Source organism: Methylocystis sp. sgz306128, assembly GCF_056032725.1.
In genome coordinates this window covers 1-22,695 of record NZ_JBVYWO010000010.1, presented here as the reverse complement: position 1 = coordinate 22,695, position 22,695 = coordinate 1, and the positions used below count along the sequence as shown (strand labels likewise).

The window sequence follows — 22,695 nt, the reverse complement described above, 5'->3', positions numbered from 1 at the left end:
TGTTTTCGGATCAGACGCATCTCGCATTCGGCTAAATGCGCCTTACCTATTCGTCATGGTCGAAAGTGGAGGGAATAATTATGCAGCTCAAGACAATTGCAATGATAGTGGCTCTCCTGGGTTTTGCCGCGCCTGCCGCCGCCCAACAGGTGGAACGCATACGCGGAACGCTGGACAAAAGTGAAAACGGCACGATCTCGGTTACAACCCGCGAAGGCTCCTCCGTGATGGTGGCTGTGGCTCCGGATCAAAAAGTCAATACGGTCAAAGCGATCGATCTGTCGGCGATCCAGCCCGGCAGCTTTATCGGCACCGCAACCATGGGCAAAGCCGATGGCAGTTTTGTCGCTATGGAGGTGCTTGTTTTCCCTGAATCTGCGCGTGGCACCGGTGAAGGCAAATATCCGTGGGATCTTACTCCTGAAAGCACCATGATCAATGCAACGGTGGCCACTGTGGTTGCGGGCGCGAACAACACGCGGGAATTGTCAGTGCAGCAAAAGGGTGAGACATCGAGGGTGATCGTTCCGGACGGAATCCCGATCGTGACCATAGAGCCTGCCGATTCAAAGGCTTTGGTTAAAGGCGCCCCGGTATTTATTGTGGCCAAAAAGGGTGCGGACGGGCAAATGTCTGCTGTGCGTATTTTGGTGGGCAAAGATGGCGTAGCGCCGCCGATGTGAAGGCGCGAACCGGTGTCTGCGTCAAAAATGCCTTTAAAACGCGGAAAATGAAAAAAGCTTCGCAGACACCGATCACACCGGTACTGAAAGAGCCGCATAACATGCGTCTCAGCCGGAAATTCTGCGGAATTTTCGCCATAAGGCACGGAAATGACGAAGCAATTTGTGCTCGTCGCAAAATATGAATCTTTCCAGAAAGAAATGCTGACGGACGCCGTATGACAGAGGTGTGTCTTTAGCCAAAAATTCCCTGTTAACAGGGGCAAAACAGAGAATTTTTTACTAAAGCAGCATTTTGGAAATTGCGGCTTTGATTGTCCTTCCTGTCGCGATGCAGACCCGGCTGATCCGCTTATTCCATCCAGAGCAGAGCCTGAATAATCTTAAATGCTGAATGGATTTTTATGCATGGACAGATTCAGCGGAACATGGTTGGACGCGAGAGGGCAACTCAGCACGAAAGTCATCCGGCTTCCAGCAAACCAGATCGCCATCCCGCTGAACTCGCAAAAATTTAATCCATTTTGGATGGACTTGGTTCTTCGCGAGATAAGTCTGCGCTGACAACCCCAATTCATCTGCGTAATATATCCATTTTGGGCATCGGACGTGTCGGGTTATCGCCCGCCCGGCCGGATCAGCGATGGCGGCGCGCTGTGTAATGCAGCGTGAGCTGTTCAGCAAACAGGCGATAAATCTTGGCCAGCAAGTTTGGTTTGATGATGAAGCAGAAAAATCCGCGGCAGCTTCAAAAAGCTCCTCCCACCCCGGAAGGCCCTTATGAGGGCGGAACTTTGGATACGAGCGGGCGGAGTTTATTGCCGCGCGAAGCCGGGCAATTTCTCGATCTGATTGAGTTCTTGCAACGGGAATCTGAGTCTGCGCTGGGCCTGACAGCCGGGCGGCGCGAATTGCGTATGATTGTCTATCTGATGCGGAACCACTTTTCGGGAAGTCTGGTGACGAGTTCCTCGCTGGCAACGGCATCAGGATTGACCTACGGCACCGCCATGCGGGCCATTGAAGCTATGTTGACGGAAGGAATGATCGTCAAACGCCCAAAAACCGGCACGGGAAAGTCCTTTTCGATTCATCCTTCAGAGGACCTTCTCTCTCGCTGGCACCGCTTTACATGGCGGTATAACGAGTTTTCCAGACTGAACTTGGAGCCTGCGCTGCCGGACGTCGGGCGCAAATCCAAAAGCCGCAGCCGGGAGGAAATGGGCGCTGTTTTGCCGCCGCCGGCCGTGCTCGCCAGCAAATTGCCCTTGCGGCAGGGCTTGCGCGTGCTCGTGCATGCCGATCCGACCTTCATGGCGATGCGTTCCTTCAAGCGCCAGCAGGAAATGATGTTGGGAGTGCCGATCACCAGCAAGGCTTTATCGATCGACCGTCTGCACGACGAAGTCATCGAAAACAGCAAATTGCCCCATTCACGCTATGACATCATTGCCTGCGATTATCCGTGGTTTGGCGAGATGGCATCACAAAAGCGTCTTTTGCCGCTGGATCACCTGATGGCGGAAATTGGCGCGGATGCACGGGACTTTTATCCCGAGACTTTGGCGACATCGCGCTGGAATGGCTCGCAATATGGCATTCCGGCCATGATGACCGGCGAGCTGCTGATCTATCGGACGGATGTTTTCGAACAGAATGGCATCGCGCCGCCGCGCACCACTTCGGAAACGATTGCTGCCGCGCGCAAACTGCACAACAAGATCGAGGGCATGGCTGGCATCGCCTGGAATGGCCGTCGCGGCACGCCGATCGGCCATACGTTCCTGATGATCATGGCGGCCTTCGGTCAGCCGATCATTGATCTGGCTCGCACGAAAGATGGCTTCGATACGGCAAACATCCGATCTGAACATATGCGACCGATGTTTCTTTCGCTGGAGGCGCGTCAGACAGCCGAATATCTGCTCGAAATCCTGCCTTATTCAGTTGCGAATGTGCTGGATATGGCGTGGTATGATCGCGCGCTGGCCTATAAGTCCGGCAAGACGGCACTGGCCTATTCGCACACGATGCTGGCGCCCCTTTATGAAACAGATGCTAACGCGCCGGCTTATCGACGCACCGGCTATCTGCCTCATCCGCACGGACCGCGCGGCAGGCCTATCGTGCCGATGGGCGGCTATGGCCTTGCAGTACCGGCAAATCTTGCGCCGGAGCGCGTGGAGCCGGTCATGACGGCCCTGAAGGCCATGACTTCGGCAAATGCAGCCAAGCTCTATCTGATGAATGGCAGCCTCGCCAGCCCAAGGCGCAGCGTCAGCCTTGATCCGGAGGTGAAGGCCTTGTCGCCGATTGTCTCTGTTGTGCATGACATGGCGGAGAGCGGCGTTGTGCGCATGTGGCCGCGCGTGCCAATCCCGGAGATCACCGGCATCATACGGATTGCAGGCGAAGAAATTCATGCCTTGCTTGTGGGAGACAAATCCATCGGCGTTGCTTTGCAAGATGCGCAGAATCGCAGCGACGCCTTGATGCGCGCTGGCGGCTATTATTCGTTTTAGCGGAGACGCTTCCCAGTAGCTCGTTATATTTAAAATATCCATATTGGATAAAAAAGCATCTTGGATGAAGTGTCCGAATTGGTAATATCCAAAACGTGATGTGCGGAAATTGATCGCGCAACTGAGCAAAGGCCGGAGTGCCGAGGCTCCATAACAATAATGAGCGGCACCCCGAACTGGGGCAAATGTCAGGCGGAAGCGGTCATGGGCCGTTTTTCCGAATGCCGTGCTGTGCCGCTGAGCGGAGGATGCAAGATGAAAGCCGTATTTCTTCCCGGCAACAAGCGCGTGGAAATCCGCGCAGTGGCGGTGCCGGAGCCCGGTCCGGGCGAGGTGCTCGTGGAAGTCAAGGCCTCCTGCATCTGCCGCAGCGATCTGAGCCTCTATTATGGTAACGCGGTCGTCGGCGGCGATGCGGCGGGAAAATGCGTTACCGGCCACGAGCCTGCCGGGCGCATTGCCCGCGTTGGAACGGGCGTCAACAAGTTCAAGGCTGGCGATCGCATCGCCATTCATCTGGCTATCGGTTGCGGCGTATGTGCCTATTGCCGCGCTGGCAATTACCATATCTGCCCGGAATGGAAATGCATCGGCTTCACAGCCGATGGCGGCAATGCTGAATATATTGTCGTTCCGGAGCGTAATTGCCTCGCCATCCCGGACAGCATGTCCTATGTCGCGGCGGCGATTTCGACCGACGCCTTCGGCACGCTCTACAGCGCCGCCAAGAAATTGCAGCTTAATCATCTATCTGTGATGGGCATCTGGGGTCTCGGACCGATGGGTTCTGCGGGAATTCTGGCGGCCAAGGCACTGGGCGCCAGCGTTGTTGCGCTCGATCCTATTGAGGAACGTCGCCACTTTGCCGAGAGCTTGGGCGCCGACATGGCGCTCGACCCTTCGGCGCCTGACACCGCTGCGAAACTGCGCGAATTCACCAACGGGCATGGACTTGACGCCGCTATCGACTGCTCCGGCAACAAGATCGCTCACAATATGGCGCTGGACGCTCTGCGCCCGTTCGGCCGGATGGCTTTCGTAGGCGAGGCTGCGGAAACAACCATTCGCCCAAGCGAGCAATTGCTGCGCAAGCAGCTTACGCTTTTTGGCTCCTGGTATTTCAATGTCGCGGAATATCCGGAAATCGTCGAGGTGCTGACCTCGCAAAATATCGATCTGGAACGCCTGGCCACGCATCAGTTCAAGATTGATGAAGCCGAAACCGCCTTCCGCATGTTTGACGAGCGCAAGACCGAAAAAGCCGTCTTTGTCTTTTGAGAGGAAACGCAGATGCCCTTCAAATATTCCTTCAATACGTGGTGTTATGGCAGCTTCCCGGTCTGGGTGCCGTCCTATTCGCTGGAAGAAACCATCCGTCGCATTGCCCGCGCGGGATATGACGCGATCGAGATCGGCTGTGCCGCGCCGCATGCATGGCCTGCGCATCTGAGCAAGACCCATCGCTCTGATCTGCGCAAGCTGATTACGGATGTCGGCATGGTCGCGTCAAGCCTGCTTCCTGCGCCGGGCGGCGGGCCGGGCAACAATCCGGCCTCATTGCTGGCTGAGGAGCGGGCGGCCACCATCGCTCATTATAAGGAAGTGGTCGATCTGGCGCATGATCTTGGCTCGAAACGGGTGCTCTATATTGCCGGCTGGCGCTCTTTTGGCGTTGATGCGGCGCAGGCGCGGGACTGGAGCCTGACGGCCCTTAAGGATATTGCCAAATATGCGGCTGACAAAGGTATTACCATTTGTATCGAGCCGACTTCAGCCGACTCAAACCTGATCGACACAGCGGCTCACGCGCTCAGCCTGCGCGCCGACAGCGGCTGCGACAACGTCAAGGTGATGTTCGATACCTATCACGCGCTTTATCGCAACGAAGTCAGCTCAGATTATGTTTATGAGATGGCGCCGCACCTCGATCACATCCATTGCGCCGATCTCGACCGCAAGGCGCCGGGCGATGGTGTTGTCGATTGGTATGGCGTGCTTCAGGCCGTTAAGGATATTGAGTTCAAAGGCTATCTCACCATGGAAATTGCCTTTGCCGCGCGCCGTGTCGAGCCGGATTTCTATGCCCGCAAGGCGCTCACCTATCTCAAGAGTATCGAGCAGCAGCTGAAATAAACCCAGACCTGTTCATAACCAGGCCGGCCCCGGAGGCTGGCTTATTTCGGGAGGAAACAATGACAGACAAATCGAATATCCACCTCACACGTCGCGCCGTTTTGATGTCCGGCGTTGCAGCCTTGACCAGCGCCAGCGTGATGGGCGCCAGCCGCGCCTTTGCGGCCGCGCCCAAGCCAACCGGCCTGACCATGCTTTACGCGACAGCCGAGGCCAATTCCGATGCGGTCAAAGCCGCGGCAGGCGATTTCAAGGCGGCATTCGGGTTCGACATCAAGATCGACACGATGCCCTACAATGCCCTGCAGCAGAAGACCTTCGCCGAACTGGCTTCCGGCAGTTCCTATTATGACATCATGATCATCGATACGCCCTGGATGCCGGCGCTCACCAACAAGATCGAGCCGATCACCAATATGGTGCTGGATCCGGCTGCCTCTGGCGACCTGAACATTCAGGACTTTATCGCCAAGGTGTTCTTCGATACGGCAGTCTACAAGAAGGACGCCAGCCATCAGCATTTTGACAAGACGGAGACAATTGATCCGGCGGCGATCAAAGCTGGAGGCTTCGACATTTTCGGCCTGCCGATGCAGGCCAATGTGCTCACGCTCGCTTATCGAAAGGATCTGTTTGACGATGCGGCCAATAAGGCCGCATTCAAGGCCAAGACGGGCAAGGATCTCGCGGTTCCGACCAACTGGGATGAATTTGCAGCCGTCGCGGCTTTCTTCACCAATCCGGCCAAGCGGCAATGGGGCACCACCCTTATGGCGGGAGCAGGTGACTGGGCAACCGATGATTTCAAGACCCTGCTCGCTGGCTTTGGCGGCGACGGACATCTGGTCAGTGACAATTTCGAGCCGGTATTCGACTCGCCCGAAGGCGTCAAGGCTCTGACCTATTACGTCGATCTTATCAACGGCAAGAAGGTGACGCCACCGGGTACCACTTCATCGAGCTGGGATGAAGTTGCCACGTCGTTCAGTAACGGCCTGACAGCCATGACCATGAATTATCACGATCTGGCTCTCGCTCCCAGCGTCAAGGGCGAGGTGGCCTATGCCGTCGTGCCGCAGGGTGTCGGCATCGGCCCGCATTTCGGCACCTGGATGTTGTCGGTCAACTCCTTCTCGAAAAACAAGGAATGGGCCTATCAGGCGATCAAATGGTTCACCAGCAGCGCTGTGCAAACCAAGGCTCTGGCCAAGCAGCTTCACCCCACCCGCAAGTCGGTCTATGCTGAGGCGCTGAAGGATGCGGCGATTACGGCCAAGCTGGGCAATTTCTATGATATTCTCGGCAAGTCGCTGGCAGTCGGCGTAGGTCGTCCGCGCCTCTCGAATTATGGTGACGTGGATCGCGCCATCTGGATCGCGGTTAACAATGCAGCGCGCGGCGCCGCCAAGCCAGAGGCGGCCTTGAAGGAGGCTGGCAATCAGGTGCGCGACCTGTTGAAACAAGCCGGTTATGTGAAATGACAACCTCGGTTTCACCTGTTGCAGCAGAAGGGCGGCTTGAAAGCCGCTCTTCGTCCAATGGACAGGCGCGGTTTGGCTGGTTCATGCTATCGCCTGCCATGACGATCCTGCTGATCATGTCGGTGGCTCCGGCGATTTACCTGCTTTATGTCAGCTTCCGCCATGAGAATCTGCTTGGCCCCGGCTCCGGCTTCGTCGGCTTTCAGAATTATATCAGGGTATTCAATAGCCCGGAGAACTGGTCGGGCGCGGTGGCGACGTTCCAGTTTGTCGCTATATCTGTCGTGCTGGAACTCGGGTTCGGACTCGGGCTGGCGCTGCTGCTCAACCGTAAGTTCCCGGAAACCAACCTCCTGGCAGCCTTGTTCATTCTCCCGCTTGGCGTTGCGCCGGTGGTCTCGGCGCTTGTGTTTCGCGTGCTTCTGGATCCTGCCTACGGCTGGGTCGACTATTATTTGCAGCTCTGGGGCATCATCTCCGATCCGATAGACTGGCTGGGGCAACCCTTCACGGCCTGGGTAGCGGTGATTGCGCTCGATGTCTGGCAATGGACGCCTTTTGTCGCGCTAATCCTGCTTGCGGGCCTTAGCGGCGTGCCGGCAGAGCCGAAAGAGGCTGCGATGATCGATGGCGCGGGGCCGATCCGCCTGTTCTGGCATATTACTCTGCCGTTCTTGCGGCCCTTCATCGCCATTGCCTTCGTTTTGCGCACGATTGAGGCGTTCAAAACCTTCGGCAGCATTTTCGTGCTGACCAATGGCGGGCCGGGTTCGTCCACGGAAGTGATCAACCTCGATATCTACCGGATCGCCTTGCAGAATTTCGATGTCGGGGCAGCGTCGGCTTTGGGCATCGTCTTTCTGCTGATTTTGTCGCTGATCACCAAACAATTGCTCGCCATTCTTGGCCGAAGCACCGACATCATGGAAGAATGACATGAGCTGGCTTGGAAAACTCATTACCCGCGCCGTTTTATGGCTGGCGCTTGTCATCGTGATGTTCCCCATTTTTTGGGTGCTGCTGACCTCGTTCAAGCCCTCGGAACTGGCGCAGGCTTTGCCGCCTGTCTGGGATTTCGCGCCGACATTGCAGAATTACCGCGATGTCCTCTCGGGCAATACATATACAAGCCAAGTGTTTGGTGTGTTGCTGATCCATACGATTATTGTCACGCTCGCCTCGACGCTGCTGGGGCTGGCAGCGGCCGTTCCGGCGGCCTATGCTCTGGCGCGGGTGAAATTCGCCGGACGGCAAGCGACGGCCAACTGGATTCTGTCCACCATCATGTTTCCGCCCGCGGTTTCTGTTATCCCGGTTTTTGTCATTGCCTCGCGTCTGGGCCTAACCGACACCTGGCCGGTGCTGGTTGTGCCCTATGCAGCCTTCGGCCTGCCGATGATGATCTGGATGCTGCGCTCGGCGATCAAGCAAATTCCATTCGAGATCGAAGAAGCCGCGATGGTCGATGGCGCCTCGCGCGGCCAGATCATCTGGCACATTGTTCTGCCGCTGCTCACGCCCAGCATTGTGTCTGCGAGCCTGCTCGCCGGCATGCTGGCCTGGAACGAATTTCTCTTTGCCCTGACACTGAGCCGCTCGGTCATCAAGACCGCGCCGGTTGGCATCAGCGAATTTACCAACATGTATGGCACGCAATGGGGCACGCTGACCGCCGCTGCAACAGTTACGGTGGCGCCCATCCTGCTCATTACGCTTCTGCTGCGCCGCCGTGTGATTGAAGGCCTGACCTTCGGCGCCGTGAAATAATCTTTGAGGAAACGCTAATGGCTTCGCTTGGAATTCAAAATGTCGTCAAATCCTACGGCGTGGTGCCGGTCGTGCGTGATGTCAGCATCGACGTGGCCGATGGTGAATTTGTCGTGCTGGTCGGCCCGTCGGGCTGCGGTAAATCAACGCTCCTGCGCATGATCGCGGGGCTGGAAACGCTCAACTCCGGCAAGATAATCATTGGAAATCGCGATGTCAGCAATTTGCCGGCAAAATCACGCGACATTGCCATGGTCTTCCAGAATTACGCGCTTTATCCCCATATGACAGTGGCGGAAAACATGAGTTTCTCGCTGCGGCTGAAAAATGTACCGCAGGAGGAAATCAACCGCCGCACCGAGCGCGCCTCGAAAATTCTCGGACTGGAAAAGTTGCTCGATCGTCGTCCCGGCCAGTTGTCCGGCGGACAGCGCCAGCGCGTCGCCATGGGCAGGGCCATCGTGCGCGACCCGCAGGTCTTCCTGTTTGACGAGCCGCTTTCCAACCTTGACGCCAAGCTGCGCGTGCAGATGCGCACCGAAATCAAGGAACTGCACCAGCGCCTGCGCACAACGACTGTCTATGTCACGCATGACCAGATTGAGGCGATGACAATGGCCGATCGCATCGTAGTGCTGCATGACGGCATTGTCGAACAGATAGGCACGCCGCTCGAGCTTTATGACCGCCCGGCCAACCAGTTTGTTGCCGGCTTTATCGGCTCGCCCGCGATGAATTTCATCGAGGGGCAGGTTCATGCTTCGGGCCAGACCTTCATCTCTGAAACGGGCGCGGAGATCGCGCTTAAAAACGCTCCGCGCGAGGCGCATGGCCGTGCGGTGAAACTGGGCATCAGGCCGGAACATTTTGTGCTGGATGCCCAGAACGGGCTTGCCAGCCAGATTGTAGTGGTTGAGCCGACCGGGGCTGAAATGCAGATCATCTGCCAGTTTGCCGGGCAATCCGTCACGGCCGTATTCCACGAGCGTCTCAATGTGCAGGCGAATGACGTGATCAAACTCTCGCCGAAACCGGAGGCCATTCACCTGTTCGACGCCGCTACTGGGGTGGCTTTGCGCTAGAGCATGCTGTTTTTAGGTTGAAACGGCTCCCTCTCCCCGCATGCGGGGAGAGGGTTGGGGTGAGGGGCATTTTTATGATTTATGCCCTTCATCTTGTCCTTCTCCCCGTTAAAACGGGGAGAAGGAACGCTCACAACGCATTTCTACTTAAAAACATCGTGCTCTGGTTTCATGGGGAGGTTCGAAATGGGCGTAAAGTTGCGGTGGGGGATTTTGGGTGCGTCGTCATGGATTGCACGCGATGCGATCATGCCCGGGATCGACAACAGCTCAAATGGGCGGATCGTCGCGCTGGGGTCGCGCAACCCGGAGAAATTGGCAAGGCATGGTGAAGCACGGCTCATGACCTATGAGGCCATGTTGGCTGATCCGGAGGTCGACGCCATTTATGTCCCGCTGCCCAATTCCATGCATGTGGAATGGGCCATCCGCTGCGCCGAGGCTGGAAAGGCGGTATTGCTGGAAAAGCCGCTGGCTTTGAACCTTGCCGAGGCCAGCCGGATTGTCGAGGCCTTCGCCAAACATAATGTGCCTCTGATGGAAAGCTTCATGTATCGCTTCCATCCCCAGCACAAGCGCGTGCGCGCATTGCTGGAGAGCGGCATCATCGGCGACATTGTCGAAGTGCAGACGCATCTCTCCGTCGACCTGATGTCGCCGCCTGATTACACCAATATCCGGATGAGGCCAGAGCTTGGCGGCGGCGCGCTGCTGGATATGGGCTGTTATATCGTGAGTTCTGCGCGGATGCTGTTTGGCGGAGAACCGCGCGCGATACGGGCCTGGTGGAAAATCGATCCGGTTTCCGGCGTCGATATTGCGGCCTCTGCCGTGCTGGAATTTTCTGCAGGGCGCACGGCACTTGTCAGTTGCTCGTTTGAAGGCTGGGCCAATGGCATGTATCGCATCATCGGCCGCAAGGGTGTGATTGAAGCGCCGCGCGCACTTATCCTTGGCCTTGGCACGCGAACCGGCGAGGCTGCGATTATTACCATGGATAAGGACGGCCATCGTTCAGAGGAGATTCTGCCCGATGTCGATCATTATCAGCTGATCGTCGAGGCCTTTGCCGAGGCTGTTCTGAACGGAACACCCGTGCCGTTGCCGCCTTCGGATTCTCTCGCCAATATGCGCGTGATCGATGCCTTCGCGCAATCGGCGCTGGAGGGCAGGGAAGTCCGGCTCTGAGCCCGCTCTCAGGCCTTCTTTTCCTGATGTTTTGACTTGTCGCGGTGAATTGACTTGCGCCATGCCTTGATAAGCTTCGGCGGGGCAGGGCTGTGCCAGACAGTCTGATAGGTTTCGACAACATTTTCCGGCGTTACGGCAAGGCCGGGCATGGCGATCCACGGCGGCAGTTCGCGGCCAAGCAGCGACAGAATCGTGGCATTGGCCAGCGATACACCCAGATTATAGGGCTGCTGCGCGCCAATTCCCTTGATCAGTCCGCTGCCGGCCATGTCGATGGCTGCATCATTGCCGAGATCGATCGTGGTCACGGGGATTAAAGCGGATTTTCGGCGCAGCGCTTCGACGGCCTGCATGGCCGGCTCGTCCCAGACGATGAACATGCCCTTTAATTCAGGGGTGGACTCGACAAACCGCTCCGTCACCGAAGCAACTGATTTTACATCCGGGAATTTTGCCTGTTTGACGACAAGGTCGGGACGTTTGGCTTCCATCCATTTGCGAAAGGCGATGTCGCGTTGGTTGGTGGCGAAGAAATCCACGCCATATGAAAGCAGGCCGATGGCTTCTCCCTGACGCACATGCGGCGAAAGCAGTTCAGCGCCCAACTGACCCAGGCCGAAATTGTCTGCGGAAATAACCGTGACATAATCCTTCCCCGGCAGCAGACCGGTTGGGGCATTGTCGATCAGAATGAGCTTGATTCCGGCATTCTGGATTTGCCGATGCGCCTCCGCCACCGCTTTGTTGCCGATGGGGATTGATATGATCGCGTCAGGCCGCTCGGCAACCAGCCGGTTCAATGCTTCAATCTGAGCCGCAGTATCGAAATTGCAATCGACAACCTCAATAACAACAGCCGAGCAATAGCCGAATGTGGCCACCAGTCCGGCAAGCTGCTGCTTGGCCCAGTCGCTGGTCGTCGTATGCAGGACAATGGCAATCGTGAACCGGGCCTCGCGCGCCCTGGCAGTGTCCTCTTCCGACAATCTGAGCAAGGAAGGGGGAACGGCGCGTTCCCCATGAGGACCAAGACCTGCAATGGCCATGTTTCTAAGACTCTCGGATACAGATGACATGGATAGGATGGTTCATTTTCGACACCAGAACAAGGCCTTGCCGACGCGACATCGCGCCGGTCAGGGATTGAGCGCGGAGATATGAAGAGGAGCAGGGGGCATCGGCGGATTATGGATGTTCCCGACGATTTGTTTTGTGCGTTTAATCGACGTCTGGACATCAGGATGCTTCAGCGGCGAGGCAAAGTTTACCCAGGCGCTGAGCGTATACGGCTCGAAAGTCTCATCGGCCACCGAAATGGCCGCGCCCACTAACGCGGCCGAGCTGCCCATCTGCGAGCGCACGATGCGCAGGTCGCGGCTGACCAGCGGATGCGAGCGGCGATAGACGGCCTCGCGCACCGCCGCCAGCAGAATGTCGCTGCTTTGAGCCAGCGCGCCGCCCAGAACGATCAGCGAAGGATTGTAGGAGTTCGTAAGCGCCGCCAGAGTGTAGCCGACAAGGCGGCCGGTGCGGGCCAGCAAATCGGCGCAGAACGTATCGCCAATGACGGCGGCGGCGGCAATGTCCGTGGTGGTGATCTCGTCATTCACGGCCAGCGCTTCGGCCAGCAGCGGGCTGCGGCCCTCCTGCACGGCGCGCATTGCGGCGCGAATCAGGACGTCGGAACCGGCCACGGCCTCCAGACAGCCGATATTGCCGCATTTGCAGGTGAATTGCGGATCATCGGAGACAGCGATATGGCCGATCAGGCCCGCACCGCCCTGCGCACCGCGATAAAGCCTGCCGTCACAGACGATTCCTGCAGAAATGTCCTGGCCAATGTCGACATAAAGCATGTCGAGCACACCCGTGCTGATGCCGGAACGCAGTTCGCCAAGGGTCATCATCTGCGTGCTGCTGCGCACCCATACGGGTGCTTCATACCGGGCGACAAGCTTTTCGACAAAGCGAAAGCCGTCCCAGTTGGGCATGAAGGGCAGGCTGGGCGAGGTGAAAGGCTGCCCTTCCGAGGGCTCGACGGCGCCTTCGACCGTGATGCCTATGCCCCAGATCGCCTGATCCTTCGGTTGCTGTTCCCGCGCCCAGTCAAACAACGTGCACAGCCGCTTTAAAATTGGCGCCGGATCCGAGGTTGTATCGGAGGCTTCATGATGTTCGATAAGTAACCGGCCAGACAGATCGGCCAGCGCTATGCCTATCGTCGACTGTCGCAGAATCGCGACCATGAATATGCCGGCCAGATCGTTGAATCGCGAGTTGCGCGGCGCTCTGCCACCACTTGCCGGACCGGTTTCACCCTCGTGGATCAGCCCCAGTTCCGAGAGCGTTGCAAGTCTGTCGGCAACGATGGCACGGCCAAGGCCCGAGACACGCTCAAGTTCAAGGCGCGTGTTGGCATCACCTGTCCGGATAAGATCGAGGATGAGCGCAAGGCTGCGTTGCTCCGCGCTAACCGGCTTGGCGGGGCGAAGGCCGGGGCGCATCAGATAAGGGCCCGTGCTGGTAATCTGCTCGCGCATATTCCCCGAAATGTCCATTTTGGACCGACTTTCCTTCGTTCTCCAGATCAAAACTGGTTAAATTTGACCGGCTCGTTTCATAACGACGGCCTCGCGCCTTGTGAGGGCGAGAGGATTATGGCGAGCGATTCTCACAGTCTGATCACGGGATATTAACGTCGACCAGACCGATGAAAAGCCGAAAATTGCAACAAGTTGGATTGATGGGATCATTTTTCCAACCGTTTTGTCGATTTTAAAGGCAGTTCGGACAATTTTCAACATATAAAATTTTGTTCTGCATAAAATTTATAATCTTTTGCATTTTTATGTTTGACTTTTGCAGAAAATGGAATTTAAATCCCATCAACAACAAATGATGTGTTCTGCCCCGTTTATGGAATCCCATTGCGGTCAGGTTCATGTGAAACAGTTTTCAGGGAGCGAAAAATGTCGGCTTGGAAGAAAGCCTATCACGCCAACTGCTGGGGTCCGCTGGGCGGCAATGCCGTGGGTGTCACCTCAATCACGCAGCTTACTTACCGCACGTTCGGCGACATGGAGCGCGCCATGGCGGATATCGCCGCCTGCGGCTATTCAGGCATCGAGCTGTTTGACGGCAACCTGCTTGACTATGAAGGCCGTCTTGGCGATCTGCGCCGCGTGCTTGACGCCAATCACCTGCAGCTGGTTGCTACATATGCCGGGGCCAATTTCATTTTCGAGGATATTCTCGATGAGGAAATGGCCCGTATTGAGCGCGGTGCCCGCGCCGCGGCCGAGCTTGGGGCGGAGCATCTTGTCGTTGGCGGCGGTGCCAAGCGTGCCCGCGGCCTGCAGCCTGACGATTTCAGGAAGCTTGGCGCTGCGCTCGACAAAGTCGCCGCGCTGGCCCGGCAATATGGACTGCGCGGACATTATCACCCGCATCTCTCGACCATCGTCGAGGGGCCGGAGGAGGTGCGAAAGATATTCTCGCAAACTTCCATAGATTTCTGCCCCGATACCGCGCATCTGGCTGCCGCAGGAGGCGATGTGCCGGCGATGATCCGCGAGCATGCCAAGCGCATTTCCTACATTCACCTTAAGGGTTGGCAAAGCGAGCCTTTCGCGTTCACGCCGCTGGACGAAGGTACGCTGGATATGGCCGCCATAGTTGCCGCCATCAAGGATATCGGATTTTCGGGATGGATTGCGGCCGAGCTTGATAGCTGGCCTGACCCCAGAGAGGGCGCGCGCCGAAGCATGGAGTTTCTGCGCCGTTTTGAAGAACAGGCGTGAAGCCTGAAAAATATAACGCAATTTCAATGGAGGAAAAAATGATAAACAAACGCGTGTTTCTGAGCGGCGTTGCTGCCGTGGCTATGTCGGTTTCGTGCTTTGCGTCTTCGGCCTATGCGACCGATCCGGACGCGGCGCTGAAGGCGCTCGCCACCAAGGTGCTGAGCGTCGGCCCCAATAAGGAAGAGCCGACCGCCGCTTCCGCCGTCAAGCTTACTGATGACGAGCTGGCCAAGATCAAGGCGATGCATGCAACCGCCGCGCTCGTGTTTCATTATGGCGGCAATGACTGGTCGCAGGCTCAGATGAAAGCCTTGAAGGCTCAGTTTGAAGTCATGGGCATCAAGGTAATTGCCGTGACCGATGCCGGTTTCAAGCCGGAAAAGCAGGTCTCCGACCTTGAAACCGTGCTGGCCCAGCACCCATCCATTATCGTTTCTATCCCGACAGATGCGGTTGCTACTGCCGCTGCTTACAAGGCTGCCGCCGAGCAGGGTGTGAAGCTGGTGTTCATGGACAATGTCCCAGCTGGCTTTGTTGCGGGCAAGGATTATGTCAGCTCGGTTTCAGCGGATAATTACGGCAATGGCGTGGCCGCTGCCCATCTGATGGCAAAGGCGCTTGGCGGCAAGGGCGAGATCGGCCTTGTCTTCCATGCGGCTGATTTCTTCGTCACCAAGCAGCGCTATGATGGTTTCAAGAAGACCATCCTGGAGGATTACCCAGATATCAAGATTGTTGGCGAGCAGGGCATCGGCGGCCCCGATTTTGCTGGCGATGCCGAAAAGGCTGCTGGTGCCATTCTCACCGCGCATCCGACGGTCAAGGGCATATGGTCCGTTTGGGATGTTCCTGCTGAAGGCGTCATGGCTGCCGCCCGTGCCGCAGGGCGCGACAATAACCTTATCATCATTACACAGGATCTTGGCGAGAACGTTGCCATTGAAATGGCGCGGGGCGGCATGATCAAGGGCATTGCTGCGCAGCGCCCCTATGATCAGGGCGTCACTGAAGCGCTTCTGGCTGGCTATGGCCTGCTCGGAAAGAAAGCGCCGGCCTATGTCGCGCTCCCGGCCGCGCCGATCGAGAAGAGCCAATTGCTCAATGCCTGGAAAGAAATCTACCACACCGATGCAACGGCCAAGATCAAGGCCAGCATGAACTAGCTCTCCCCAGGTGGCCGGCATTTTTTCTCCCTTAGCCGGCCACTCTTTTCTTTTCGATATGGAATGATCTCATGACCAAGACGCTTAATGTCGCCATGATTGGTGGCGGATTCATGGGCAAGGCCCATGCTCTGGCCTATGCGGCCATGCCGATGTTTTTCTCACCGGCCCCGGCGGTTCCGCGCCGCAAGGTTCTGGTCGACGTCAATGCCGACCTCGCCAAAGCAGGGGCCGAGCGTCTTGGTTTTGATGAATCCAGCGCGGATTGGAAGTCGGTGGTCATCCGTCCCGACATTGATGTCGTGGACATTGTCACGCCCAATGACTCGCATGCCGAAATTGCCATTGCTGCCCTGAAGGCCGGAAAGCACGTCATTTGCGAGAAGCCGCTTGCCCGCACCGGCGCGGAAGCGCGCACCATGTACGATGCCGCGAAAGCGTCGGGGGTCGTTCATATGGTCGCCTTCAATTATCGCCGCACTCCGGCGGTGGCTCTCGCCAAGAAGTTCATTGAAGAAGGCCGTATCGGCAAGATCCTCAATTTCCGCGGCACCTATCTGCAGGACTGGTCGGCCGATCCGAACGGGCCGAAATCCTGGCGCTTCGACAAGAAAATCGCCGGATCTGGTACAGTAGGTGATATCGGCACCCATGTTGTTGATTTTGCCCGCTATCTGGTGGGCGAGATTTCTGCTGTCAACGCAATGGTGCATACCTTTATCAGGGAGCGCCCGGTGCAGAGCGGCGGCGTCGACAAGCTCGCGGCTTCCGACAAATCGGGGGCAGGTCCGAAAGCGGTGGTCGATGTCGATGACGAGATGATCACGCTGCTGCGCTTCAGCAATGGCGCGGTCGGCTCCATCGAGGCCACACGTAATGCCTATGGCCGCAACAATTTTCTTACCTTTGAAATTCACGGCGACAGGGGTTCCATTGCCTTCAATTATGAGCGCATGGACGAACTGCAGGTCATGTTCGCCGACGATCCGGCTGATGCACGCGGCTTCAGAACGGTCTACACGGGACCGGCGCATCCTTATGGCGAAGGCCTCTGGCCCATTCCGGCTCTTGGCATCGGCTATGGTGAAACCAAGATCATCGAATGCTATGATTTCTTCAAAGCGATCATGAGCGGGCAGCAGCCATCGCCGAATTTCGAAGATGGATACCGCATTTCCCTGATCGCCGATGCCATTCTCGAATCGGGACGGAGCGAAAAATGGGTGCAGGTAGCCAATTGACCGCCCGAGGCGCATCAGACATTGCGGTGCTGATGAAGGGCGTCACCAAGTCCTTCGGCGGCGTGAATGCGCTCAGCGACGTGAATTTCGAAGTTCGCAGCGGCGAAATTCACGCGCTTCTCGGCGGCAATGGCGCAGGCAAATCCACCATTCTCAAAGTCCTGAGAGGCGTCCACGCCCCGGACAGCGGCACGATCGAAGTTTATGGCGAGACGTTGCGCGCCCATACGCCAGAAGAATCGCGCCGCGCCGGCATCGGCATGATCTTTCAGGAGATGAGCCTCATTCCCACCCTGACGGTGGCGCAGAACATTTTCCTTACTCACGAGATCAAGGGCGGGCTTGGCTTCATCGACGACGCCGAGGCGGTGAAGCGCTCGCGTGAACTGTTTGCGGCGTTGGATGTCGAGGTTGACCCTAAAGCACTTGCGGGCGACCTTGGGGCGGGCCAGCGCCAGTTGACTGAAATCGTCAAGGCCATTTCGCAAAAGGCCCGTGTGCTTATTCTCGATGAACCAAGCACAGCCCTTTCGGCGCACGATGTCGACAGGCTCTTTGCCTTTCTCATGCGCCTCAAGGCCGAGGGCGTCGCGATCATCTATGTATCGCATCGCATGGATGAAATCATGCGCATTGCCGACCGCGCCACCATTTTGCGTGACGGACGCCATGTTCTGACAGCGCCTTTGAGCGAACTCAGTCTGGAGTCGATCATAGAATATATTGTCGGTAAACAGTCGCGCGGCCTTGCCGGAATTGAGCGTGAAAATACCAGACGCAGCGAAGTTCTGCTCGAACTCAAAAATGTTTCAGGCGTCCATAAGCCGCTCAATCTCGATCTCAAGGTGCATGCCGGCGAGGTTATCGGCGTCGCCGGCCTCCTTGGCAGCGGGCGCAGCGCTATGGCGCGCCTTTTATTCGGTATTGACCCGAAAGCCGCCGGTCAAATTCTCATTAACGATAAGCCGGTTGATATCGGCTCGCCAGCCGATGCCATTCGGCATGGGATTGCACTCATTCCCGAAGATCGCCTGCGTCAGGGCGTGGTGCTTGAGCACAGTGTGGCGGATAATATCTGTCTGTCGATTTTTGATCGCATCTCGTCCCGGGGCTGGATCTCGGCCCGGCGCTCGTCGGATCTCGTCGGCGGGAAAATTTCCTCGTTGAAGATAAAGACGGCGTCCGCACTGGCAGCTGTGCGGACTCTCTCGGGCGGCAATCAGCAGAAGGTGGTGCTGGGCAAATGGCTGGCAACCGATCCGCGCATCGTTATCCTGGACGAGCCGACCTCGGGCATTGATATCGGCTCCAAGTCTGAGATCATTATGCTGGTCCGTGATCTCGCGCGTCAGGGGCGGGCTGTCATCATGATTTCATCCGAACTGACCGAATTGCTCGCCGCCTGCGACCGCATTCTGGTGATGTCGGACGGTGCTGTCGTACGCGATCTTACCCGTGACGGCTTTGACCATCCCGAATCAGACGGGAGCCGCGATCTGCAATATGCGGAGCGCCAATTACAAAAAATGCTGCAGGAGGTTCGCGCCAATGGCTAATGTTTCAACTGGTATTTCCCCCCTGCAATGGGTTGCGGGTAATTGGCGTCAAAACATTATCTATCTCGGTTTTGTCGCTATCTTCATCTTCTTTTCGATCACGCTCGGCGAGCGCGGCTTTCTGGAGACGACCAATCTTCTGAATATTGTGCGCCAGACGGCAATGATCTCGGTCATGGCTGTGGCCATGACCTATGTGCTCTCTGCGGGCGAGATCGACCTTTCCATCGGAGCCGTCGCCGGGCTTGTGTCGGTGACGACCGCGTTGGGTATGGATTTTGGCGGACCGTTCGCCGGCATCGCTTTCGGCCTTCTGACCGGCTTTGCCGCCGGCCTCGTTAATGGCGCATTGACGACAAGGGTCGGCATTCCTTCCTTTCTGACCACCTTGGCGATGATGGGAATTGCGAAGGGCGTCGCCATGTGGATCAGCGACACCAAGGCTATCCCCATCCTGTCGCGCAATTACAGCTGGTTCTTTGGCGGCGGCAATATCGGACCTGTTCCGGTTTTGCTGTTCTGGACACTTGCGGCCTGTGTGGTTGGCCATATCGTGCTGCGCAAGACGACATTCGGGCGCTGGGTGCTGGCAACAGGCGGCAGCGAAACAGCCGCACGCTATTCCGGCATCAGGACAGCCACAATCAAATATCAGGTGCTGATCATTTCCAGCATGGCCGCGGCCATTGCCGGCATGCTTTATGCCGGACGTCTGCAATCCGGTCGCTTCCAACTCGGTGAGGGCGACGAACTTTCGGTCATTGCCGCAGCCGTGCTGGGCGGCACCAGCCTTTTCGGCGGCAAAGGCACGGTGATCGGCTCGATCATGGGCGCTCTGATGATCGGCCTCATCAATAACGGCCTCATTCTTATGGGCCTCGAATTCAGCCAGCAGCTGATTGCCCGCGGCGCCATCATCATTCTGGCAGTCGCCATCAGCCAGAACAGGAAAAAATCATGAAAAAGCCCAGCTGTACGATTATCGGCACTGTTGTCGCGAAGCCCGAAAAGCGCGAGGAACTTTTTCACATTCTGATGGCGCAGGTCGCTCCGACCCGGGCAGAAAAAGGCTGCATTTCTTACGACTTTCATTGCGACAAGAATGATCCGAATGTTTTTGTCTTTTATGAAAATTTCGTCGACAAGGCAGCGCTGGATTGGCATTTGCAGCAGCCGCATCTGCATCCGCTGATGCAGCGCGTTGATGAGCTTCTGGCCGAACCGGTAAATATCCGATTTCTGGACATGCTGAGCGAACGCGACGTCAACTCGCAATAATATAGTGTCGGGAGAATATTATGCCCTCTAACCTTAAAGGTCCGGCGATATTTCTGGCACAATTCGCGGGAGATGCGGCGCCGTTCAATTCATGGGAGTCCATCTGCAAATGGGCTTCGGGCCTTGGCTACAAGGGTGTTCAGATCCCGACCTGGGACGGACGCCTGTTCGATCTGGCCCAGGCCGCGAATTCAAAGACCTATTGCGACGAAATCGCCGGTGTCGCCGCAAGCCATGGCCTTGAGATAACCGAACTTTCAACGCATTTGCAGGGCCAGCTGATCGCTGTGCATCCGGCCTTTAACGAAGCGTTTGACGGATTTGCTCCCGCCAGCGTACGTGGCAATCCGACCGCGCGTCAGGCCTGGGCCAGCGAGCAGTTGCTTTTTGCTGCCAAGGCCTCGAAAAACCTTGGCCTCACCGCAACCGTGACCTTCTCCGGCGCGCTCGCCTGGCCCTTTGCCTATCCCTGGCCGCAGCGTCCGCAAGGCCTGATCGAGACCGCTTTCAGGGAGCTGGCCAAGCGCTGGCTGCCGATCCTGAATGCCTATGATGATGCCGGCTGTGACGTTTGCTATGAAATCCATCCCGGAGAGGACCTGTTCGACGGCGTAACTTTTGAGATGTTCGTCGATGCGGTGAAGGGCCACAAGCGCGCCAATATCAACTACGATCCGTCGCATTTTGTGTTGCAGCAACTCGATTATCTTGCTTTCATCGACATCTATCACGAACGGATCAAGGCTTTTCACGTCAAGGACGCCGAATTTAACCCCACCGGCAGGCAAGGCGTCTATTCCGGCTACCAAAGCTGGATCGATCGCGCCGGGCGCTTCCGCTCTTTGGGTGACGGACAGGTTGATTTTGCCGGCGTTTTCTCGAAAATGGCCCAGTATGATTATAAAAGCTGGACGGTGCTGGAGTGGGAGTGCTGTCTGAAACATCCCGAGGACGGAGCGCGCGAAGGGGCGGAATTCATCAAGAATCACTTGATTCATGTCACCGAACGCGCTTTTGACGATTTTGCGGGCACCGCGGTGAACCAGCAGCAGGTCAATCGCTTTCTTGGGCTGTAATAGAAAAAGATAAACAAGAACAAGAATTAAAGGGAGTTTCCATGACCATTGAAGCACGCAATGAGGCTGGCGGCGGCCGCATCCGCATCGGCATGGTCGGCGGGGGCGAGGGGGCTTTTATCGGCGCGGTGCACCGCATCGCCATGCGCATCGACGATCAGTATGAACTGGTGGCAGGGGCGCTGTCCTCGACGCCGGAAAAGGCCTTGCGCTCGGGCGCGGCGCTCGGCCTCGACCCCAAACGCACCTATGCGACCTACGAGGACATGGCAAGGCGCGAGGCGCGGCGCAAAGACGGCATCGAAGCGGTGGCGATCGTCACGCCCAATCATATGCATGTGGCGCCGGCGCTGGCCTTTCTGAAGGCGGGCATCCATGTCATCTGCGACAAGCCGCTGGCCCTGAGCCTGAAGGAAGGCCTGAAGCTGCGCGCGGCAGTGGAAAAATCAGGCAGAATATTCGCCCTGACGCATAATTACACCGGCTATCCGCTGGTGCGGCAGGCGCGCGAGATGGTGGCGGCTGGCGAACTTGGCGAGATCCGCCTTGTGCAGGTGGAATATCCACAGGACTGGCTGGCCGAGAATATCGAGGCGACGGGGCAGAAACAGGCGGCCTGGCGCACCGATCCGGCACGGTCGGGCGCGGGCGGGTCCATCGGCGACATCGGCACCCATGCTTATAACCTGGCGGATTTCATCACGCAGATTCCGGTGGCGCAGCTGTCGGCGGAACTGACGACCTTCGTGCCGGGGCGGCGGCTGGACGACAATTGCCAGATCATGCTGCGTTATGCCAATGGTGCGCGCGGCATGTTGTGGGTCAGCCAGGTGGCAATGGGCCACGAGAACGGGCTGAAGGTGCGTGTCTATGGCACGAAGGGCGCGATCGAATGGGTGCAGGCCAATCCGAACGTGCTTGTTTGGTCGCAGCTTGGCAAGCCGCAGGTTCTGTTGACGCGCGGTGGGCCGGGAACGGGCGCGGCGGCGGCCCGCGTCACCCGCATTCCGGGCGGACATCCGGAGGGCTATCTGGAGGGCTTCGCCAATATCTACACCGAGGTCGCCCGCGCCATCCGCGCGGCGCGCACCGGCGCCGCGTCAGATCCGGCCGTCGCCTTCCCCGGCCTCGAGGACGGCCTCAAGGGCATGGCCTTTATCGAAGCCGCCGTTGCTTCCGCGAAAAAGGACGGCCGGTGGGTGAGGCTTTCAAACGCGGTTTGATTTATTCATGAAGCCGACCGGGAATTTGCTCCTTAAGCTTGGCGCCGGTTCAATCGACATGGAGCGGATATGATCCTGCTGGTTGTTCGAGAACGGCCTTGATCTGCTCTCTCGAAATTGGTCAATTTTGAGCTGGCTGCCTGAGACGCTAAATCTCCGGTGAAAATCTTGCCGGGTCCGTCGCTGGATGCGACGGACAAGCTGAAGGGTTCCCGGATCTGGGAAGAGCAGATCGTCGGGCGGGTTCGTCATCTGGAATGGACCCGGATTTTCATCTCGCTTTGTCCCGCTCGCACAACGAAAGACGCAGCCGCTGCGAGGACTGAGGGGCAAGATCGCGGATTGATCCGACATTGCAATCTGGATTGCCAGCAGACGCAATCCAATATTATGGAATCTTATCGTCGAACAGGCTGGCGATGAAATGTTGCCAAAAGCCGTCATCCACCGGCAGCATGCGGTTTGTGGCATGAAACTGGCTCTGTCCCGGTTGGCG

General features: G+C 57.4%; 19 protein-coding genes. 17 read left to right on the top strand and 2 right to left on the bottom strand.

The window, feature by feature from the left end:
* Positions 1-80 precede the first annotated feature (80 nt).
* The 9 genes from AC0N03_RS13750 (at position 81) to AC0N03_RS13710 (ending at position 10,856) form a co-directional block, all read left to right on the top strand.
* Positions 81-683, top strand: a complete 603-nt coding sequence (locus AC0N03_RS13750; RefSeq protein WP_474289384.1) for a hypothetical protein — start codon at positions 81-83, stop codon at positions 681-683.
* An 860-nt stretch (positions 684-1,543) separates the two neighbouring features.
* Positions 1,544-3,205 carry an extracellular solute-binding protein gene (locus AC0N03_RS13745; protein WP_474289383.1) on the top strand — a complete coding sequence of 554 codons (1,662 nt, stop codon included), beginning with the start codon at positions 1,544-1,546 and terminating at the stop codon, positions 3,203-3,205.
* A gap of 255 nt (positions 3,206-3,460) precedes the next feature.
* Positions 3,461-4,483 carry a zinc-binding dehydrogenase gene (locus tag AC0N03_RS13740; RefSeq protein ID WP_474289382.1) on the top strand — a complete coding sequence of 341 codons (1,023 nt, stop codon included), beginning with the start codon at positions 3,461-3,463 and terminating at the stop codon, positions 4,481-4,483.
* Positions 4,484-4,495: 12 nt separating this feature from the next.
* A complete protein-coding gene (locus AC0N03_RS13735; protein ID WP_474289381.1) occupies positions 4,496-5,338 on the top strand; it encodes a sugar phosphate isomerase/epimerase family protein in 843 nt (280 codons plus the stop codon).
* 59 nt (positions 5,339-5,397) lie between these two features.
* Positions 5,398-6,819, top strand: coding sequence for an ABC transporter substrate-binding protein (locus AC0N03_RS13730; protein WP_474289380.1), 1,422 nt, complete (start codon positions 5,398-5,400; stop codon positions 6,817-6,819).
* Positions 6,816-7,754 carry a carbohydrate ABC transporter permease gene (locus tag AC0N03_RS13725; protein WP_474289379.1) on the top strand — a complete coding sequence of 313 codons (939 nt, stop codon included), beginning with the start codon at positions 6,816-6,818 and terminating at the stop codon, positions 7,752-7,754. Before AC0N03_RS13730 ends, AC0N03_RS13725 begins: the two co-directional genes overlap by 4 nt.
* A gap of 1 nt (position 7,755) precedes the next feature.
* A complete protein-coding gene (locus AC0N03_RS13720) occupies positions 7,756-8,586 on the top strand; it encodes a carbohydrate ABC transporter permease (RefSeq protein WP_474289378.1) in 831 nt (276 codons plus the stop codon).
* 17 nt (positions 8,587-8,603) lie between these two features.
* Complete coding sequence (locus tag AC0N03_RS13715; protein WP_474289377.1) at positions 8,604-9,668, top strand: ABC transporter ATP-binding protein; 1,065 nt, start codon at positions 8,604-8,606, stop codon at positions 9,666-9,668.
* A gap of 186 nt (positions 9,669-9,854) precedes the next feature.
* Positions 9,855-10,856, top strand: coding sequence for a Gfo/Idh/MocA family protein (locus tag AC0N03_RS13710; protein WP_474289376.1), 1,002 nt, complete (start codon positions 9,855-9,857; stop codon positions 10,854-10,856).
* 8 nt (positions 10,857-10,864) lie between these two features.
* On the opposite strand, the gene AC0N03_RS13705 is transcribed toward AC0N03_RS13710, so the two are convergent.
* Positions 10,865-11,935, bottom strand: coding sequence for a substrate-binding domain-containing protein (locus tag AC0N03_RS13705; RefSeq protein WP_474289375.1), 1,071 nt, complete (start codon positions 11,933-11,935; stop codon positions 10,865-10,867).
* 60 nt (positions 11,936-11,995) lie between these two features.
* Entirely contained in the window at positions 11,996-13,417 is a 1,422-nt protein-coding gene (locus tag AC0N03_RS13700) for an ROK family protein (protein ID WP_474289374.1), read from the bottom strand.
* Positions 13,418-13,828: 411 nt separating this feature from the next.
* Between AC0N03_RS13700 and AC0N03_RS13695 the strand changes: the two genes are divergently transcribed.
* The 8 genes from AC0N03_RS13695 to AC0N03_RS13660 all read left to right on the top strand — a co-directional run bounded on the left by AC0N03_RS13695 (position 13,829) and on the right by AC0N03_RS13660 (position 22,199).
* Positions 13,829-14,659 carry a sugar phosphate isomerase/epimerase family protein gene (locus tag AC0N03_RS13695; RefSeq protein WP_474289373.1) on the top strand — a complete coding sequence of 277 codons (831 nt, stop codon included), beginning with the start codon at positions 13,829-13,831 and terminating at the stop codon, positions 14,657-14,659.
* Positions 14,660-14,697: 38 nt separating this feature from the next.
* Positions 14,698-15,825: a substrate-binding domain-containing protein gene (locus AC0N03_RS13690; protein ID WP_474289372.1), complete on the top strand. Its 1,128-nt coding sequence runs from the start codon at positions 14,698-14,700 to the stop codon at positions 15,823-15,825.
* Positions 15,826-15,896: 71 nt separating this feature from the next.
* Positions 15,897-17,066, top strand: coding sequence for a levoglucosan dehydrogenase (locus AC0N03_RS13685; protein WP_474289371.1), 1,170 nt, complete (start codon positions 15,897-15,899; stop codon positions 17,064-17,066).
* Positions 17,045-18,622, top strand: coding sequence for a sugar ABC transporter ATP-binding protein (locus tag AC0N03_RS13680; protein WP_474289370.1), 1,578 nt, complete (start codon positions 17,045-17,047; stop codon positions 18,620-18,622). The genes AC0N03_RS13685 and AC0N03_RS13680 overlap by 22 nt, the downstream gene beginning before the upstream one ends.
* On the top strand, positions 18,615-19,583 hold the full coding sequence (locus AC0N03_RS13675) for an ABC transporter permease (RefSeq protein WP_474289369.1): 969 nt from the start codon (positions 18,615-18,617) through the stop codon (positions 19,581-19,583). Before AC0N03_RS13680 ends, AC0N03_RS13675 begins: the two co-directional genes overlap by 8 nt.
* Entirely contained in the window at positions 19,580-19,900 is a 321-nt protein-coding gene (locus AC0N03_RS13670; protein WP_474289368.1) for a putative quinol monooxygenase, read from the top strand. Before AC0N03_RS13675 ends, AC0N03_RS13670 begins: the two co-directional genes overlap by 4 nt.
* Before the next feature lie 20 nt (positions 19,901-19,920).
* On the top strand, positions 19,921-20,976 hold the full coding sequence (locus AC0N03_RS13665) for a sugar phosphate isomerase/epimerase family protein (RefSeq protein WP_474289367.1): 1,056 nt from the start codon (positions 19,921-19,923) through the stop codon (positions 20,974-20,976).
* 41 nt (positions 20,977-21,017) lie between these two features.
* On the top strand, positions 21,018-22,199 hold the full coding sequence (locus AC0N03_RS13660) for a Gfo/Idh/MocA family protein (RefSeq protein ID WP_474289366.1): 1,182 nt from the start codon (positions 21,018-21,020) through the stop codon (positions 22,197-22,199).
* The last annotated feature ends 496 nt before the right edge of the window (positions 22,200-22,695 follow it).

What these genes read in the sequence shown, in the direction of transcription:
- AC0N03_RS13740 (WP_474289382.1), top strand. Translation starts at nt 3,461, where the DNA reads ATGAAAGCCGTATTTCTTCCCGGCAACAAGCGCGTGGAAATCCGCGCA.
- AC0N03_RS13720 (WP_474289378.1), top strand. Translation starts at nt 7,756, where the DNA reads ATGAGCTGGCTTGGAAAACTCATTACCCGCGCCGTTTTATGGCTGGCG.
- AC0N03_RS13680 (WP_474289370.1), top strand. Translation starts at nt 17,045, where the DNA reads ATGGGTGCAGGTAGCCAATTGACCGCCCGAGGCGCATCAGACATTGCG.
- AC0N03_RS13690 (WP_474289372.1), top strand. Translation starts at nt 14,698, where the DNA reads ATGATAAACAAACGCGTGTTTCTGAGCGGCGTTGCTGCCGTGGCTATG.
- AC0N03_RS13750 (WP_474289384.1), top strand. Translation starts at nt 81, where the DNA reads ATGCAGCTCAAGACAATTGCAATGATAGTGGCTCTCCTGGGTTTTGCC.
- AC0N03_RS13685 (WP_474289371.1), top strand. Translation starts at nt 15,897, where the DNA reads ATGACCAAGACGCTTAATGTCGCCATGATTGGTGGCGGATTCATGGGC.
- AC0N03_RS13730 (WP_474289380.1), top strand. Translation starts at nt 5,398, where the DNA reads ATGACAGACAAATCGAATATCCACCTCACACGTCGCGCCGTTTTGATG.
- AC0N03_RS13675 (WP_474289369.1), top strand. Translation starts at nt 18,615, where the DNA reads ATGGCTAATGTTTCAACTGGTATTTCCCCCCTGCAATGGGTTGCGGGT.
- AC0N03_RS13700 (WP_474289374.1), bottom strand. Translation starts at nt 13,417, where the DNA reads ATGGACATTTCGGGGAATATGCGCGAGCAGATTACCAGCACGGGCCCT.
- AC0N03_RS13705 (WP_474289375.1), bottom strand. Translation starts at nt 11,935, where the DNA reads ATGTCATCTGTATCCGAGAGTCTTAGAAACATGGCCATTGCAGGTCTT.
- AC0N03_RS13735 (WP_474289381.1), top strand. Translation starts at nt 4,496, where the DNA reads ATGCCCTTCAAATATTCCTTCAATACGTGGTGTTATGGCAGCTTCCCG.
- AC0N03_RS13715 (WP_474289377.1), top strand. Translation starts at nt 8,604, where the DNA reads ATGGCTTCGCTTGGAATTCAAAATGTCGTCAAATCCTACGGCGTGGTG.
- AC0N03_RS13665 (WP_474289367.1), top strand. Translation starts at nt 19,921, where the DNA reads ATGCCCTCTAACCTTAAAGGTCCGGCGATATTTCTGGCACAATTCGCG.
- AC0N03_RS13710 (WP_474289376.1), top strand. Translation starts at nt 9,855, where the DNA reads ATGGGCGTAAAGTTGCGGTGGGGGATTTTGGGTGCGTCGTCATGGATT.
- AC0N03_RS13670 (WP_474289368.1), top strand. Translation starts at nt 19,580, where the DNA reads ATGAAAAAGCCCAGCTGTACGATTATCGGCACTGTTGTCGCGAAGCCC.
- AC0N03_RS13725 (WP_474289379.1), top strand. Translation starts at nt 6,816, where the DNA reads ATGACAACCTCGGTTTCACCTGTTGCAGCAGAAGGGCGGCTTGAAAGC.
- AC0N03_RS13660 (WP_474289366.1), top strand. Translation starts at nt 21,018, where the DNA reads ATGACCATTGAAGCACGCAATGAGGCTGGCGGCGGCCGCATCCGCATC.
- AC0N03_RS13695 (WP_474289373.1), top strand. Translation starts at nt 13,829, where the DNA reads ATGTCGGCTTGGAAGAAAGCCTATCACGCCAACTGCTGGGGTCCGCTG.